The 15,973-nt window shown below is 69.4% G+C and carries 13 protein-coding genes; all 13 read right to left on the bottom strand.

Annotation, left to right across the window (positions count from 1 at the left end):
* Positions 1 to 83: 83 nt before the first annotated feature.
* The 13 genes from nuoN to F4558_RS24875 all read right to left on the bottom strand — a co-directional run bounded on the left by nuoN (position 84) and on the right by F4558_RS24875 (position 15,959).
* Positions 84 to 1,637 (bottom strand): NADH-quinone oxidoreductase subunit NuoN, encoded by a 1,554-nt coding sequence (gene nuoN / locus F4558_RS24815; protein ID WP_053652238.1) that lies wholly within the window; start codon positions 1,635 to 1,637, stop codon positions 84 to 86.
* Complete coding sequence (locus tag F4558_RS24820; RefSeq protein ID WP_053652237.1) at positions 1,634 to 3,166, bottom strand: NADH-quinone oxidoreductase subunit M; 1,533 nt, start codon at positions 3,164 to 3,166, stop codon at positions 1,634 to 1,636. The genes nuoN and F4558_RS24820 overlap by 4 nt, the downstream gene beginning before the upstream one ends.
* 64 nt (positions 3,167 to 3,230) lie before the next feature.
* Entirely contained in the window at positions 3,231 to 5,189 is a 1,959-nt protein-coding gene (gene nuoL, locus F4558_RS24825) for an NADH-quinone oxidoreductase subunit L (RefSeq protein WP_053652236.1), read from the bottom strand.
* Between the two features lie 10 nt (positions 5,190 to 5,199).
* Positions 5,200 to 5,517, bottom strand: coding sequence for an NADH-quinone oxidoreductase subunit NuoK (nuoK, locus tag F4558_RS24830; protein WP_053652235.1), 318 nt, complete (start codon positions 5,515 to 5,517; stop codon positions 5,200 to 5,202).
* Complete coding sequence (locus F4558_RS24835; protein WP_053652234.1) at positions 5,517 to 6,287, bottom strand: NADH-quinone oxidoreductase subunit J; 771 nt, start codon at positions 6,285 to 6,287, stop codon at positions 5,517 to 5,519. The genes nuoK and F4558_RS24835 overlap by 1 nt, the downstream gene beginning before the upstream one ends.
* Complete coding sequence (gene nuoI, locus F4558_RS24840) at positions 6,284 to 6,925, bottom strand: NADH-quinone oxidoreductase subunit NuoI (protein WP_053652233.1); 642 nt, start codon at positions 6,923 to 6,925, stop codon at positions 6,284 to 6,286. Before nuoI ends, F4558_RS24835 begins: the two co-directional genes overlap by 4 nt.
* Position 6,926: 1 nt before the next feature.
* The gene (gene nuoH / locus F4558_RS24845; RefSeq protein WP_053652232.1) at positions 6,927 to 8,279 is read right to left on the bottom strand and encodes an NADH-quinone oxidoreductase subunit NuoH; all 1,353 of its coding nucleotides are present in this window, start codon (positions 8,277 to 8,279) and stop codon (positions 6,927 to 6,929) included.
* Positions 8,276 to 10,786, bottom strand: a complete 2,511-nt coding sequence (locus F4558_RS24850; protein ID WP_053652231.1) for an NADH-quinone oxidoreductase subunit G — start codon at positions 10,784 to 10,786, stop codon at positions 8,276 to 8,278. The genes nuoH and F4558_RS24850 overlap by 4 nt, the downstream gene beginning before the upstream one ends.
* Complete coding sequence (gene nuoF, locus F4558_RS24855) at positions 10,786 to 12,102, bottom strand: NADH-quinone oxidoreductase subunit NuoF (RefSeq protein ID WP_053652230.1); 1,317 nt, start codon at positions 12,100 to 12,102, stop codon at positions 10,786 to 10,788. Before nuoF ends, F4558_RS24850 begins: the two co-directional genes overlap by 1 nt.
* Complete coding sequence (nuoE, locus tag F4558_RS24860) at positions 12,099 to 13,229, bottom strand: NADH-quinone oxidoreductase subunit NuoE (protein ID WP_053652229.1); 1,131 nt, start codon at positions 13,227 to 13,229, stop codon at positions 12,099 to 12,101. The genes nuoF and nuoE overlap by 4 nt, the downstream gene beginning before the upstream one ends.
* Positions 13,226 to 14,551, bottom strand: coding sequence for an NADH-quinone oxidoreductase subunit D (locus F4558_RS24865; protein ID WP_053652228.1), 1,326 nt, complete (start codon positions 14,549 to 14,551; stop codon positions 13,226 to 13,228). The genes nuoE and F4558_RS24865 overlap by 4 nt, the downstream gene beginning before the upstream one ends.
* Positions 14,548 to 15,285, bottom strand: a complete 738-nt coding sequence (locus F4558_RS24870; RefSeq protein ID WP_053652227.1) for an NADH-quinone oxidoreductase subunit C — start codon at positions 15,283 to 15,285, stop codon at positions 14,548 to 14,550. The genes F4558_RS24865 and F4558_RS24870 overlap by 4 nt, the downstream gene beginning before the upstream one ends.
* Positions 15,282 to 15,959 carry a NuoB/complex I 20 kDa subunit family protein gene (locus tag F4558_RS24875; RefSeq protein WP_053652226.1) on the bottom strand — a complete coding sequence of 226 codons (678 nt, stop codon included), beginning with the start codon at positions 15,957 to 15,959 and terminating at the stop codon, positions 15,282 to 15,284. Before F4558_RS24875 ends, F4558_RS24870 begins: the two co-directional genes overlap by 4 nt.
* Positions 15,960 to 15,973 lie beyond the last annotated feature (14 nt).

Here is a 15,973-nt window from a genome sequence, read left to right on the forward strand (position 1 = left end):
GCGTTCGACCTGCTCCGGGTCGGGGATACGACCGGGGGCCGACACGCCATGAGCGTGTCGGCCCCCGGTGACCGAGGTTGACCTCAGCGAACGAATTCGGCGGCCCCGTTGGCGAGGTCCAGCAGCGGCGCCGGGGCGATTCCCAGCGCCAGGGTCGCCAGCACGCCGATCATCAGCGCGGCGGAGGTGAGCCCGCCGGGCACTGTGACCGTCGGGGTGGACTCGCCCGGCTCGGACAGCCACATCATCACCACGACCCGCAGGTACGGGAACGCCAACACCATGCTTGTCAGCACACCCGCGATCACCAGCCAGGCGTGACCGCTGTCCAGCGCCGGTCCGAAGACCGCGAACTTGCTTGTGAAGCCGCTGGTCAGCGGAATACCGGCGAAGGCCAGCAGGATGAACGTGAACAGCCCGGCGTAGAACGGGGAACGCCGTCCCAGCCCGGCCCAGCGGGACAGGTGGGTCGCCTCCCCGTCGGCGTCGCGGACAAGGGTCACGACCGCGAACGCGGCGAGCACCGAGAAGCCGTACGCCACAAGGTAGAACATCGTGCCGGAGAGCCCGTCGCGGCTCGGCGCGAGCACCCCGACCAGCAGGTAACCGGCGTTGGCGATCGACGAGTACGCGAGCAGCCGCTTGATGTCGGTCTGGGTGACCGCGAGCACCGCGCCGACGAGCATCGTCAGCACCGCCACCGCGCCGAGCACCGGGGTGAAGTCCCAGCCGGCACCGGCGAACGCCACGTGGAAGACCCGCAGCAGCGCGCCGAACGCGGCGACCTTGGTACAGGCCGCCATGAAGCCGGTGACCGGCGTCGGAGCGCCCTGGTAGACGTCCGGCGTCCACACGTGGAACGGGGCGGCAGCGGCCTTGAAGAGCAGGCCGATGGACAGCAGCGCCATACCGGCGAAGAGCAGGACCGGGCTGGCCGGCGACTCGGTCACCGCCGCGTTGATGGTGGCGAAGTCGACCCCCGCCTCCCGGCCGGGGATGCCGGAGGTGAAGCCGTAGATCAGCGCCACGCCGAACAGGAAGAACGCCGAGGCGTACGCGCCGAGCAGGAAGTACTTCATCGCCGCCTCCTGGCTCAGCAGACGCCGGCGACGGGCCAGCGCGCAGAGCAGGTACAGCGGCAGCGAGAAGACCTCGAGCGCGATGAACATGGTCAGCAGGTCGTTCGCCGCCACGAAGATCAGCATGCCGCCGATCGCGAACGAGACGAGCGGGTACACCTCGGTGAGCCCGTTGCGACCCTCGGCCTGCCGCCGGTCGTCGGCCGACTCGGCGGTCACCGCGGCCTGCGCCACGAAGGCGCTGCCCCGCTCCACCGAACGGTCACCGATCAGCAGCAACGCCATCGCGGCGAGCACCAGGATCGCGCCCTGGAGGAAGAGCGTCGGCCCGTCCACAGCGATGGCCTGACCGGCTGTGATGAGCCGGTCGTCGGCGTTGAGCACCACCATGGTCAGCGCGGCGAGGATGGCCAGCAGCGCCAGGGTCAGCTGCACGATGTGCCGCCGACGCCGGGGCACGAACGCCTCGACCAGCACACCGAGCAACGCGGTGCCCAGCATGATCAGAATCGGGGCGAGCGCCGCATAGTCGAGCGACGGCAGTTTCAATTCGGTCACTTTGCCGCCTCCTGGACGGTGCCCACCGACGGGGCGGGGTCTGTCCTGCCGATGTCGTCCATGGTCGCCTGGACGGCGGGGTTGATCACGTCGGTGACCGGCTTGGGATAGAAGCCGAGCACGATGATCAGCGCGATCAGCGGGGCGACCACCGCCTTCTCACGCAGGTTGAGGTCACGGCGCATCCCGTCGATCTGGGTGAGAGCCGGGTTGAGCGTGCCCTGCGTGGTGCGCTGGACCATCCACAACACGTACGCGGCGGCAAGGATGATGCCGACGGTGGCGATGACCGCCACCGGCTTGTTCACAGTGAACGTGCCGATAAGCACCAGGAACTCGGAGACGAACGGCGCCGTGCCGGGCAGCGCGAGCGAGGCGAGACCGGCGAAGAACAGCACACCGGCGAGCACCGGAACCAGCTTGCCGGCGCCACCGAAGTCGCTGATCAGCGACGAGCCACGCCGGGAGATCAACATGCCCACCACCAGGAACAGCAGGCCGGTGGCCAGCCCGTGGTTGAGCATGTAGAGGACCGCGCCGGTGCCGGCCTGGGTCGTGAAGGCGAAGATGCCCACCCCGATGAAACCGAAGTGCGCGATCGAGGTGTACGACACCAGCCGCTTGAGGTCGTTCTGACCGACCGCCAGCAGCGCGGCGTAGACGATGCCGATCACACCGAGCGCCAGCGCCCACGGCGCGAACCACTTCGACGCCTCGGGGAACAGCGGCAGGCAGTACCGCAGGATGCCGAACGTACCCACCTTGTCCAGGACGCCGACAAGCAGCGCCGCAGCGCCCGCCGGGGCGGCACCACCTGCGTCCGGCAGCCAGGTGTGGAACGGGAAGAACGGCGCCTTGATGGCGAACGCGATGAAGAACCCGAGGAACAGCCACCGCTCGGTGCCGGTGCTGATGTCGACCTGCGACAGCGCCTGCCAGTCGAAGGTCTTTCCGCCGACCACCCAGAGCCCGATGACCGCGGCCAGCATGAACAGACCGCCGACGAGCGAGTAGAGGAAGAACTTCACCGCCGCGTACTGCCGCTGATGGCCGCCGTAGCTGCCGATCAGGAAGTACATCGGCACCAGCATGACCTCGAAGAACACGTAGAACAGGAAGACGTCTGCGGCGGCGAAGACGCCGATCATCGTGCTTTCGAGGATCAGCAGCAGCGCGAAGTAGACAGGCACGGACCGCTTCGAGGACTCCGCGTCGTGCCAGGACGCCAGGATCACCAGTGGCACCAGCACCGCGATGAGCATCAGCATCACAAGCGCGATGCCGTCCGCGGCGAAGGTGAAGCTGACACCCCAGTTCGGAATCCACTTGTACGACTCGCGGAACTGGAACCGGTCACCGCCGGCGTTGAAGCTGACCCACATCACCACCGAGAGCACAAGCACCAGCAGCGACCAGGCGAACGCCACCTGTTTCGCCAGCTCCGGCCGGCGGCGCGGCAGGAAGGCCACCACCAGGGCGCCCACCAGCGGCGCCACGGTGAGCACCGAGAGGAACGGGAAGTTGGACATTATGCGGCCTTACCTCCGTCGTGGATGCGTAGCCCGCCGGCGGGGGCGGCCGGAAAGAGGTTGATCACGCGAACCACCCCGCCTGCACCGCCAGGAACGCCGCCATCACCAGCAGCGCACCGGCCAGGATCGAGGTGGCGTACGAGCGGACGAAACCGGTCTGCAGCCGCCGGAGTCGAGCCGAACCACCGCCGACACCGGCAGCCAGCCCATTGACCAGCCCGTCGATGCCCCGGTTGTCGAGGAAGACCAGCGCCCGGGTGAGGAAGATGCCCGGCTTCTCGAAGACCGCCTCGTTCACCGCGTCGGTGTAGAGGTTGTGCCGGGCGGCGGTGACGAGCACCCCGGCCGGCTGCGGCTCGGTGGCCGTACCGGCCCGGAACAGGAACCAGGCCAGCCCGGCGCCGAGCACTGTGATCAGCAGTGACAGGAAGGTGATCACGGCGTGCGAGAGGACAGCCTCGTGCTCCCCGTGCTCGCCACCCAGCCCGGCGGTCGCGGTCAGCCAGTCCGGCACCGACGTGGCGAGCAGGAAGCCCGCGCCGACCGAGCCGACCGCCAGCAGGATCAGCGGGATCGTCATCAGCTTCGGCGACTCGTGCGGGTGCTCGATGTCCTCGGTCCACCGCTTCGGACCGTGGAAGGTGAGCACGAACAGCCGGGTCATGTAGAAGGCGGTGAGCCCGGCGCCGAGCAGCGCGGCACCACCGAACAGCCACGCCGTCCAGTCGCTGCGCTCGAAGGCGGCCACGATGATCGGCTCCTTGGAGAAGAAGCCGGAGAACGGGAACATGCCGATGATGGCGAGCCAGCCCATCATGAACGTCAGCCAGGTGACCTTCATGTACTTCGACAGCCCGCCGAAGCGGCGGATGTCCACCTGGTCCTTCATGCCGTGCATGACCGAGCCTGCGCCCAGGAACATGTTGGCCTTGAAGAAGCCGTGCGCCAGCAGGTGCACGATGGCAAGCGCGTACGCGCCACCGCCCAGGCCGACGCCGAGGAACATGTAGCCGATCTGGCTCACCGTCGACCAGGCGAGCACCCGCTTGATGTCGTCCTTGGCCGCGCCGATGATGCAGCCCATCAGCAGCGTGAGCGCGCCGACGCTTACCACCACGAGCTGGAGCGTCGAGTTGGCCGAGAAGATCGGGTTGGACCGGGCGATCAGGTAGACGCCAGCGGTGACCATCGTGGCGGCGTGGATGAGGGCCGACACCGGGGTCGGGCCCTCCATCGCGTCCGGCAGCCACGCCTGGAGCGGGAACTGGCCGGACTTGCCGGCCGCGCCGAGCAGCAGCAGCAGGCCGAGCACCAGCACCGTGGTGGCGGTCAGTGAGCCGACCCCGTTGAACACCTCGTCGTACTGGGTGGTGCCCAGCGTGGCGAACATGATGAAGATGCCGATCGCCAGGCCGGCGTCGCCGACCCGGTTCATCAGGAACGCCTTCTTGCCGGCGGTGGCAGCGCTCGGCCGCCCGTACCAGAAGGAGATCAGCAGGTACGACGCCAGACCGACGCCCTCCCAGCCGAAGTACAACATCACGTAGTTGTTGCCGAGCACCAGCAGCAGCATGGCCGCGACGAACAGGTTGAAGTACGCGAAGAACAGGCGGCGACCCGGGTCGTGCGCCATGTACTCGACGGCGTACAGGTGGATCAGGAAGCCCACGCCGGTGATCAGGAGAACGAAGACCGCGGCCAGGGGGTCGAACAGCAGGCCGAAGTCGACACGTAGGTTGCCGACTGCGATGAAGTCCCACAGGCTCAGCTCGACCGACTTGTTCTCCAAGCCGCGCAGCTGGAAGAAGAAGGCCAGGCCGAGCACGAACGCGGCACCGATGGAGCCGACGCCCAGCCAGTGCCCCCAGCGGTCGGCCCGCCGGCCGAGCAGCAGCAGGATGGCGGCGCTGAGCAGCGGGATCGCCACCAGCAGCCAGACGCTGCCGAGCAAGCCACCTGCCGAGGCGTAAGCGACGTCGCCGAGCGGCGCCGCTGCGGCGTGCGCCAGATTCTCTTCCACTGCTTGCCCCTTAGTACTTGAGCAGGTTGGCGTCGTCGACACTCGCGGAGCGTCGAGTCCGGAAGATCGACATGATGATCGCGAGCCCGACCACGACCTCGGCCGCCGCCACCACCATCACGAAGAACGCCATGATCTGGCCGTTGAGGTCACCGTTGATCCGGCTGAAGGTGACCAGCGTCAGATTGGCCGCGTTGAGCATCAGCTCCACGCACATGAACAGCACGATCGCGTTGCGCCGGACGAGCACCCCTGCGGCGCCGATGGTGAACAGCACCGCGGCGAGGACGAGGTAGTAGTTCGGCTCGACCGAGAAGAACGATCCCATTACTTGTCCGTCCCCTTCAGCGAGGTCTCCTCGGCGGTCAGCTCGCGCTGCGGAAGGATCGCCGGGGTGCTGTGGTCGGTCAGGCGGCCGTCGGGCAGCCGGGCCGGGGTGGCCACCGAGGAGGACGTCGCGAAGACGCCGGGGCCGGGCTTGGGGCCGGGGTAGTTGCCCGGCGCGAAGCGCGCCCGCATCGTCGACGGCTGGTCGACCTTGTCCTGCTTACGGCGCTCGATGTGCGCGAGCACCATGGCACCGACCGCCGCGGTGATCAGCAGCGCCGAGGTCAGCTCGAACGCCAGGACGTACTTGGTGAAGAGCAGCCGGGCGATGCCCTGCACGTTGCCTTCCGCGTTGGCCTGCTCCAGGCCGACAGCTGTGGTGCCGTCCAGCGCGTGGTAGACGCCGCTGCCGATGAGGCCGGCGAAGCCCAGACCCAGCACGATGGCGGCGACCCGCTGGCCGCGCAGCGTCTCGATGAGCGAGTCGGAGGCGTCCCGGCCGACGAGCATGAGCACGAACAGGAACAGCATCATGATCGCGCCGGTGTAGACGATGATCTGCACCATGCCGATGAACGGCCCGGCCTGGAGCACGTAGAACACGCCCAGGCAGAGCATGGTGAGCACCAGCCACAGCGCCGAGTGCACTGCGTTGCGGGCGGCCACCATCCCGATCGCGCCGATCAGCGCGAGCGGCGCGAGGATCCAGAAGGTGACCTGCTCGCCGCCGGACACCCCGCCCGCCGCGGCCAGCACCGTAGACGTGGTCATGCTCCCTCTCCCTTGCCGGCCGCCGCACGCTGGGCGGCCTGCTCGGCACCCGGGAACGTCACGCCGGGGTGCTCCTCGACCTTGTAGCGGCCAGGGCCCATCGGGGACGTCTCGGCACCGGCGGAGGTGCCCGGGTTGTCGAGCGCGCCGACGTAGTAGTCCTTCTCGCTGTCGCCCAACCGCATCGGGTGCGGCGGCTGCTCCATGCCCTCGAGCAGCGGTGCCAGCAACTGCTCCTTCGTGAAGATCAGATCCTGCCGGTTGTCCCGGGCCAGCTCGTACTCGTTGCTCATCGTGAGCGACCGGGTCGGGCAGGCCTCGATGCACAGTCCGCAGAAGATGCACCGGGCGTAGTTGATCTGGTAGATGCTGGCGTACCGCTCACCCGGCGAGAAGCGCTGCTCGTCGGTGTTGTCGCCACCCTCGACGTAGATCGCGTCCGCCGGGCAGGCCCAGGCGCACAGCTCACAGCCGATGCACTTCTCCAGGCCGTCCGGGTGCCGGTTGAGGATGTGCCGCCCGTGGTAGCGCGGCGCCGAAACCGGCGGCTTGAACGGATAGTCGGTGGTGACGACCTTCCTGAACATGTGCGAGAAGGTGACCCCGAATCCCTTGAACGTTCCGGTGATCGCGCCCACGTCACACCTCCCTGGAGTCCGAGCCGGCGGCGATGTTGGCCGGCTCCCGCTCGGCGACCACGCGCGTGATACGCGGGCTCGGTGGTACCTGTAGATCCATCGGTGGCAGCGGGAAGCTCCCGTACGGCCGGCTGTCCACCTGTTCCTGCGGCGTCTGCGTCGGCTTGGGCTTGCGGCTCGGCCAGAACAGCGTGGCGATCAGCAGGATGCCGGCCGGGATGCCGACCGCGATGAGCTTGCCCTGCGAGTCCCAGTCCTCGATGGAGCGCAGGCCCGCCAGGACCAGGATCCAGACCAGGTTGATCGGCAGCAGCACCCGCCAGCCCAGCCGCATGAACTGGTCGTACCGGAGCCGGGGCAGCGTGCCGCGCAGCCAGACGAAGACGAAGACCAGCGCGACGACCTTGCCGAAGAACCAGAGCATCGGCCACCAACCGGAGTTGGCGCCCTCCCAGATCGTGATCGGCCACGGCGCGTGCCAGCCGCCGAGGAAGAGCGTCACTGTGAACGCCGACATCGTCACCATCGCGACGTACTCGCTGAGCATGAACAGCGCGAACTTCAGCGAGCTGTACTCGGTCTGGAAGCCCGCCACCAGCTCGGACTCCGCCTCGGGCAGGTCGAACGGCGCCCGGTTGGTCTCACCGACGATGGCGATGAAGAACATGACGAAGCTCGGCAGCAGCAGCAGCCCGTACCAGCCGGGGGCCGGGACCGTGAAGTCACCGAAGCTGAGCTGCGTGGCGTCGCCCTGTGCGGCGACGATGCCGCTTGTGGACATCGTGCCCGCCGTCATGAACACCGCGACGACGCTCAGGCCCAGCGTGACCTCGTAGGAGACCAGTTGGGCGGCGGAGCGCAGGCCGCCGAGCAGCGGGTACGTGGAGCCGGACGCCCAGCCGCCGAGCACGATGCCGTACACCGCGAGCGACGACAGGGCCAGCACCAGCAGGACGGCCACCGGCACGTCGGTGACCTGTAGTGGCGTCCGGTGCCCGAAGATGCTGACCATCGGGCCGAACGGCATCACCGACAGCGCGGTGACCGCGCAGACCACCGAGATCACCGGCGCGAAGAAGTAGACGACCTTGTCCGCCGCCTTCGGCAGGATGTCTTCCTTGAACGCCAGCTTCAGGCCGTCGGCGAGGGTTTGCAGCAGACCGAACGGACCGACCTGGTTGGGGCCGGGCCGCACCTGCATGTAACCCACCACGCGCCGCTCGAACCAGACACCGAGCAGGGTGGCCAGCACGGCGAAGACGAACGCGAAGAGGATCTTGATGAGTACCAGCCACCACGGATCCCGGCCGAAGTCGGCAAGCGTCGGATCCTGGGCCAGGTATGACGGGCTCACTGGTTACCCCCAGCGCTGTTGAGGAGCGGACCCGGGAGACCGGCCTCGTCGGCCGCCACCCGCCCGGCCGGCACGGCCGCGCTCGCTGCCGGAACGGAGATCCGGACGACAGCGCCGGACGTCGCCCCGAGGCTGCGACGCACTGTCGAGCCCGGCGAGTTCGTCGGCACCCAGACGACGCCGTCCGGCATCTCGGTGAGAGCCGCCGGCAGGGTCACTGCCCCCCGGTCGGTGCCGACAGTCACCGCGTCGCCGTCGGCGACACCGAGGGCCTCGGCGGTGCCCTTGCCCAGCCGGACGACCGGAGGGCGGGCAGTGCCGGCGAGGTGCTCGTCGCCCTCGGTCAGAGTGCCGAGGTCGACCAACTGGTGCCAGGTGGACAGCACGGCCTCCCCGGCGCGCGGCTGCGGCGTCGCGCCCGGCGACACCGACGGCGGCGTCGGCCGCTGGGTACGCGTGGCCGGCAGCGAGCCCAGTTCACGACGCACGCTCGGCACGTCGGCCGTGCCCAGTCGCACGTCCAGCAGAGCGGCGAGCGCGTCGAGCACCCGGCCGTCGTTCATCGCCGCGGTGTTCAGCACCGCATCGAACGGACGCAGCCGGCCCTCCCAGTCCAGGAAGCTGCCGGACTTCTCGACCACCGGCGCGACAGGCAGGACCACGTTCGCCCGCCGGGTCACAGCGCTGCCGCGCAGCTCCAGGCTGACAAGGAACGGCACCGCGTCCAGCGCGGTCTCGGCCAGCCGCGGGTCGGCCAGGTCGGCCGGGTCGACCCCGCCGACCACAAGCGCGCCGAGCTGACCGTTGGCGGCCGCCGCCAGAATGCCGTCGGTGTCCCGACCGGCCTGGCTCGGGATCACCCCGGCCGGGATGTCCCACGCCTCGCCCAGCTCGGCCCGCGCTGCCGGCTCGGTGACCAGCCGGCCACCGGGGAGCAGGTTGGGCAGGCAGCCCGCGTCGACAGCACCGCGGTCACCTGCGCGCCGCGGCACCCAGGCCACCTTCGCGCCGGTACGCCGTGCCACGTCCGCCGCGGCGGAGAGCCCACCCGGCACACTCGCCAACCGCTCGCCGACGAGAAGGATCGCGCCCGGCGCGCTCAGCGCCTCGGCGACTGTGGCGTGCTCGGCGAGAACGCTCGCCTCCTCGCCCGGCACCACCCGGGCCAGCTTGGCACCGAGCTTCTCCAGGCCGCGGGTGGCGAACGGCGCCAGCGCGTACACCGTCAGGGTCTTCTTCAGGTACGCCTTGCGCAGCCGCAGGAAGAGGATCGGGCACTCCTCCTCCGGCTCCAGGCCGACGAGCACCACAGCCGGCGCGTTCTCCACGTCGGTGTAGGTGACGTCGGTGACCCCGGCGACCGAGCTGGCCAGGAAGTCGGCCTCCTCGCGGGAGACCGGCCGTGCCCGGAAGTCGATGTCGTTGGTGTTCAGCGCGACCCGTGCGAACTTCGCGTACGCGTACGCGTCCTCGACGGTCAGCCGGCCGCCGGTGAGCACCGCCGTGCCCTGGCCGCTGTCGCGGGCCGCGCGCAGCCCGTCGGCGGCCACGGTGAGCGCCTCACTCCAGGACGCCTCGCGCAGCTCACCGGTGCGCTCGTCGCGCACCAGCGGGGTGGTCAGCCGGTCGGTGGCCCGGGTGTACTGGAAGCCCCACCGACCCTTGTCGCAGTTCCACTCCTCGTTGACCGCCGGCTCGTCGCCGGCCAGCCGGCGCAGGACCTTGCCGCGCCGCCAGTCGGTGCGCTGCCCGCAGCCGGCCGAGCAGTGCTCGCAGACGCTCGGGCTGGAGACCAGGTCGAACGGGCGGGCCCGGAAGCGGTACTGGGCGCCGGTCAGCGCACCCACCGGACAGATCTGCACGGTGTTGCCGGAGAAGTAGGAGTTGAACGGCACGTCGCCGGCGTCGCCCTCCTCGCCGTACGCGTCGTCCCGGTAGATGTTGATCTCCTCGGCGGACGACCGGCCCATCAGGTCGATGAACTTGTCGCCGGCGATCTCCTCGGAGAACCGGGTGCAGCGCTGGCACAGCACGCAACGCTCGCGGTCCAGCAGCACCTGGCTGCTGATCGCCATCGGCTTCTCGTACTCCCGCTTGTGCTCGTGGAAGCGCGAGTCGGTGCGGCCTGTGGACATCGCCTGGTTCTGCAGCGGGCACTCGCCGCCCTTGTCGCACATCGGGCAGTCCAGCGGGTGATTGAGCAGGAGAAGCTCCATCACCCCCTCCTGCGCCTTCTTGGCGACGGGCGAGGTGAGCTGGGTGCGGACCACCATGCCGTCGGCGACGGTCTGGGTGCAGGAGGCAACAGGCTTGCGCTGCCCCTCCACCTCGACCAGGCACTGCCGGCACGCACCGGCCGGGGCCAGCAGCGGGTGGTCGCAGAACCGGGGGATCTCGGTGCCCATCTGCTCGGCGACCCGGATCAGCAGCGTCCCCTTGGGGGCGGTGACCTCGACGCCGTCGATGGTGAGGGTGACGGTCTCGGTCTGCTTGGCTACGTCCGTCATCAGTGAGCTCCAACCAGCTGCTTGTCGGAGAGCTTCGGCGCGGTACGTCCCTCGATGTAGTCGAGGTAGTCCTGCTTGAAGTACTTCAGCGACGAGGTCACCGAGCTGGTCGCACCGTCACCGAGGCCGCAGAACGAACGGCCCAGGATGTTGTCGCAGGTGTCCAGCAGGGTTTCCAGGTCCTCGTGGGTGCCCTGACCGGAGAGGATCCGCCGGTAGACCCGGACCATCCAGTAGTTGCCCTCGCGGCACGGGGTGCACTTCCCGCACGACTCGTGGTGGTAGAACTCCAGCCACCGGTAGGTCGCGTAGACCGGGCAGTCCTGGTCGGAGAAGATCTGCGTGGCCGTGGTGCCGAGGATCGAGCCGGCCGCCGCCACGCCCTCGAAGTCCAGCGGGACGTCCAGGTGCTCGGCGGCGAGCAGCGGGGTGGACGAGCCGCCCGGGGTCCAGAACCTCAGGTTGTGGCCCGGCTGCATCCCGCCGGCAAGCTCCAGCAGCTCGCGCAGCGTCACGCCCATCGAGCACTCGTACTGGCCGGGGTTCACGATCCGGCCGGAGAGCGAGTAGATCATCGGCCCGGACGACTTCTCCGTGCCCATGGACTTCCACCAGTCCGCCCCGCCGAGCACGATCGGCGGCACGCTGGCGATGGTGCCGACGTTGTTCACCACCGTCGGGCTGGCGTACAGGCCGTGGGTGGCCGGGAACGGCGGACGCAGCCGGGGCTGGCCGCGGAACCCCTCCAGGGAGTCCAGCAGCGCCGTCTCCTCGCCACAGATGTACGCCCCGGCGCCGGAGTGCACCACCAGCTCCAGGTCGAAGCCGCTGCGCAGGATGTTCCGGCCCAGGTAGCCCTTGTCGTACGCCTCCTGGACAGCGTTGCGCAGCCGGCGCGCGGCGTGCACCGCCTCGCCCCGGATGTAGATGTAGGCGCGGCTGGCCCGGATCGCGTACGACGCGATGATCACGCCTTCGACCAGCGCGTGCGGGTCGTGGGTCATCAGCGGCAGGTCCTTGCAGGTCCCCGGCTCGCCCTCGTCGGCGTTGACCACCAGGTAGTGCGGCTTGCCGTCGCCCTGCGGGATGAAGCCCCACTTCAGACCGGTGGGGAAGCCCGCGCCACCCCGGCCGCGCAGCCCGGAGTCCTTGATCAGTTGGATCAGGTCGTCCGGGTGGGCCTTGAGGGCCTTGCGCAGCGCGGCGTAGCCGTCCAACTGCTCGTAGGTGCCGATCCGCCAGGCATCCGGCGACAGCCAGCGCTTGGTCAGCACCGGCGTCAGCTTGGCCAGCGTCTCCGGGCGGGGAGTGGTCACTTCTGTGCCCCCGTTTCGGTAGCGGCGGCGTTGTTCGCGCCATCAGCGCTCGCCGACGCTTCGGTGAGGTTGCGCTCCTGCGCGTCAGTGGAGTCACCGGCGGGCTTGCCGTCGCCGGCCGGCTCGTTGGCCGCCACACCGGCGGCCTCCGCCTTCCGCGCGTCGCGCGGGCCCGGCGGCGAGGTCTCCGCCGGGACCTTCGTGCCGGGTGCGTCCGGCACTGCGGTCTCCGCGTCCGGCTGCCGGGTCTCGGCGGCACGCACCTGCGGCGACTTGTCGTCCGGTGCCTTCACGTCCGGTGCGGTGCTGCCGGTCGCCGCGGCGGCGGGAGTCCGCTCGCCCGTGCCGGCCTTACCTGTCGCGTCGCCGGACTGCACGGGCGTCGCCGGCTTGGCGGCCTCGGCGGCGGCCTTCGCCTTCGCCGCCTCCTTGTCCGCCTCGGCCTTGCTGCGGATCGGCGTGTTCGGGTCGAAGCCCGGCACCGAGACGCCGTGCTCCTGCGCCAGCCGCAGCCCGCGCAGAGTGGCCTCGCCCGGCCCGCCGTCGGCGACCGCGCCGTCCCGCTCGTCGGCGAAACCGGCGAGCTGCACCGCCATCTCCTTGAGCGTGCAGAGCCGGGCGCCACGGGTCGGCATCGGCCGGCCACCGGCACGCAGCTCGTCGACCACACCTACCGCAGTGGACGGGTCGACGCCGTCGAAGAAGTCGTAGTTGACGGTCATCACCGGCCCGTAGTCGCAGGCCGCCAGGCACTCGGCGTGCTCCAGCGTGATCGTCCCGTCGGCGGTCGTCTCGTCGTGCCCGACGCCCAGGTGCTCGGAGAGCGTGTCGTAGACCTCCTGACCGCCCAGCACGTTGCACATGGTGTTGGTGCAGACGCTGACCAGGAAGTCACCTGTCGGCTTGCGCTTGTACATCGTGTAGAAGGTGGCCACCGCGCCGACCTGGGCCTTGTTCAGGCCGAGCACCTCGGCGCAGAACGTGACACCAGCCGGCGAGACGTACCCCTCCTCGGACTGGACCAGGTGCAGCAGCGGCAGCAGCGCCGAGCGGGACCGGTCCGCCGGGTAGCGGGCGATGATCTCGCGCGCCCGCTCCCGGGTCTCGTCAGTGAACGTCGTCGTCATCGGTCACAACCACCCATCACGGGATCCAGCGAGGCGCCGCCGGCGATCACGTCGGCGATCAGGCCGCCCTCGGCCATCGCCGGCAGGGCCTGAAGGTTGACGAAGCTCGGCTCCCGGTAGTGCACCCGGTACGGCCGGGTACCACCGTCGGAGACCGCGTGCACGCCCAGCTCGCCGCGAGGCGACTCGATGCCGACGTACACCTGGCCGGGCGGGACCCGGAAGCCCTCGGTGACCAGCTTGAAGTGGTGGATCAGCGACTCCATCGACTGACCCATGATCTTCGCGACGTGCTCCAGCGAGTTACCCATGCCGTCGACACCGATGGCGAGCTGGGCCGGCCACGCGATCTTGCGATCGGCGACCATTACCGGACCCGGCTTCAGCCGGTCCAGCGCCTGCTCGACGAGCTTCATGGACTCCCGGATCTCGGCGAGCCGGACAATGTAGCGGCCCCACACGTCACCGTCGGTGTGGGTCGGCACGTCGAACTCGTAGGTCTCGTAGCCGCAGTACGGCATGGTCTTGCGCAGGTCCCAGGCGAGCCCGGCGGAGCGCAGCACCGGCCCGGTGACGCCGAGCGCCACACAGCCGGTGACGTCGAGGACCGCGACGTTCTTCGTCCGCTCCAGCCAGATCGGCTGGCCGGACAGCAGGTCCTCGTACTCCTTGAGCTTCTTCGGCATCATCTTGAGGAAGTCACGGATCTTGACGATGGCCTCGTCCGGAACGTCCTGCGCCACACCGCCCGGCCGGACGTACGCGTGGTTCATCCGCAGACCGGTGATGGTCTCGAAGATGTCCAGGATGTACTCCCGCTCGCGGAAGCCGTAGAGCATGATCGAGATCGCGCCCAGCTCCATGCCGGTGGTGGCCAGCCAGACCAGGTGCGACGAGATCCGGTTGAGCTCCATCATCAGCACGCGGATGGTGGTGGCGCGCTCGGTGATGTCGTCGGTGATGCCGAGCAGCTTCTCGACCGCGAGGGCGTACGCCGTCTCGTTGAAGATCGGGGCGAGATAGTCCATCCGGGTCACGAACGTCGAGCCCTGCACCCAGTTGCGGTATTCGAGGTTCTTCTCGATGCCGGTGTGCAGGTAGCCGACGACCGAGCGGGCCTCGCGGACCGTCTCGCCCTCAAGCTCCAGGATCAGGCGCAGCACCCCGTGCGTGGACGGGTGCTGCGGACCCATGTTGACCACGATCCGCTCGTCGTTGATCGGGTCGGTGCCCGAGACGACGGTGTCCCAGTCGCCACCGGTGACGGTGAAGACCCGACCCTCGGTGGTCTCGCGCTCGGTTGCGTAGTTCGACGTGGTCATTGGTAGGACCTCCTCCGGTCCGGCGGCGGGATCTCGGCGCCCTTGTACTCGACGGGCACCCCACCGAGCGGGTAGTCCTTGCGCTGCGGGTGGCCCTCCCAGTCGTCCGGCATGAGGATCCGGGTCAGGGCGGGGTGGCCGTCGAAGACGATGCCGAACATGTCGTACGCCTCCCGCTCCTGCCAGTCCGCAGTCGGGTAGACGGCGGTCACGCTGGGCAGGTGCGGCTGCTCGACGGAGACCGCGGCCTCCAGCCGGACCCGACGCCGGTAGGTCATCGAGGTGAGCAGGTAGACCACGTGCAGCCGGCGCTCGTCGGCGCCGAGGTAGTCCACACCGGACACCGAGGAACACAGCTCGAAGCGCAGCGCCATGTCGTCCCGCAGCACCTGGCAGACCTCGGCGATCCGCTCCGGGCGGACGTGCAGGGTCAGCTCGCCCCGGTCGACGACGACCTTCTCAATCGCGTCTCCGAAGGCCGGGTACGCCTCCTCCAGCGCGTCGCGGACCTCGTCGAAGTAACCGCCGTACGGTCGGGCGGCCTCCTCGATGGGCTGGCGCTGGCGGACCAGGCCGCCGTAGCCGGACACGTCGCCGGTGCCCTGGTTGCCGAACATCCCGCGGCCGGCCGGGCTGGACGGCGGGTATTCGGCCGGGGCGGTGCCGCTGGCGCCGGCCGGGGTGACCGGCACCGGCACACCGCCGTCGTTGGTCCTGTCGTTAGGTGCGGTCACTTCGGGCCCCTGTGCGCGTGGAGGTGGTTCTGAGCGTTCATCCAGTTCTCGATACGCAGTTGCTCCTCGCGGCCCTCGCGGACGGCCTGGGTCCACTCGGCACGCCGGGCCTTGTCGCTGCGGTACGAGGACGGCATGGAGCCGTACGGCACGACCGGCACGTCACCGCGCGCCTGGCGGGCCTCAAGCATCTTGCGGCCGTTCGCACCCAGCGGCTCGTACATGATCTTCTCGCGGAGCTTGAGGATCGCGTCGATGAGCATCTCGGGCCGGGGCGGGCAGCCGGGCAGGTACATGTCGACCGGTACGACGTGGTCGACGCCCTGCACGATGGCGTAGTTGTTGAACATGCCGCCGCTGCTGGCGCAGACGCCCATCGAGAGCACCCAGCGGGGCTCGGCCATCTGGTCGTAGATCTGGCGCAGCACGGGTGCCATCTTCTGGCTCACCCGGCCGGCCACGATCATCAGGTCGGCCTGCCGGGGCGAGGCCCGGAAGACCTCCATGCCCCAGCGGCCCATGTCGTAGTGCGGACCACCGGCGGCCATCATCTCGATGGCGCAGCAGGCCAGGCCGAAGGTGGCGCCCCACACGGACGACTTCCGGGACCAGTTGACCAGCTTCTCCACCGAGGTGAGCAGGACGCCGGCGGGAAGCTTCTCCTCGATGCCCATCTGACGTTCCTTCC

This window comes from Micromonospora profundi, assembly GCF_011927785.1.
Taxonomy (GTDB): domain Bacteria; phylum Actinomycetota; class Actinomycetes; order Mycobacteriales; family Micromonosporaceae; genus Micromonospora; species Micromonospora profundi.

What these genes read in the sequence shown, in the direction of transcription:
- F4558_RS24820 (WP_053652237.1), bottom strand. Translation starts at nt 3,166, where the DNA reads ATGTCCAACTTCCCGTTCCTCTCGGTGCTCACCGTGGCGCCGCTGGTG.
- nuoK (WP_053652235.1), bottom strand. Translation starts at nt 5,517, where the DNA reads ATGGGATCGTTCTTCTCGGTCGAGCCGAACTACTACCTCGTCCTCGCC.
- F4558_RS24835 (WP_053652234.1), bottom strand. Translation starts at nt 6,287, where the DNA reads ATGACCACGTCTACGGTGCTGGCCGCGGCGGGCGGGGTGTCCGGCGGC.
- F4558_RS24850 (WP_053652231.1), bottom strand. Translation starts at nt 10,786, where the DNA reads ATGACGGACGTAGCCAAGCAGACCGAGACCGTCACCCTCACCATCGAC.
- nuoE (WP_053652229.1), bottom strand. Translation starts at nt 13,229, where the DNA reads ATGACGACGACGTTCACTGACGAGACCCGGGAGCGGGCGCGCGAGATC.
- F4558_RS24865 (WP_053652228.1), bottom strand. Translation starts at nt 14,551, where the DNA reads ATGACCACGTCGAACTACGCAACCGAGCGCGAGACCACCGAGGGTCGG.
- F4558_RS24875 (WP_053652226.1), bottom strand. Translation starts at nt 15,959, where the DNA reads ATGGGCATCGAGGAGAAGCTTCCCGCCGGCGTCCTGCTCACCTCGGTG.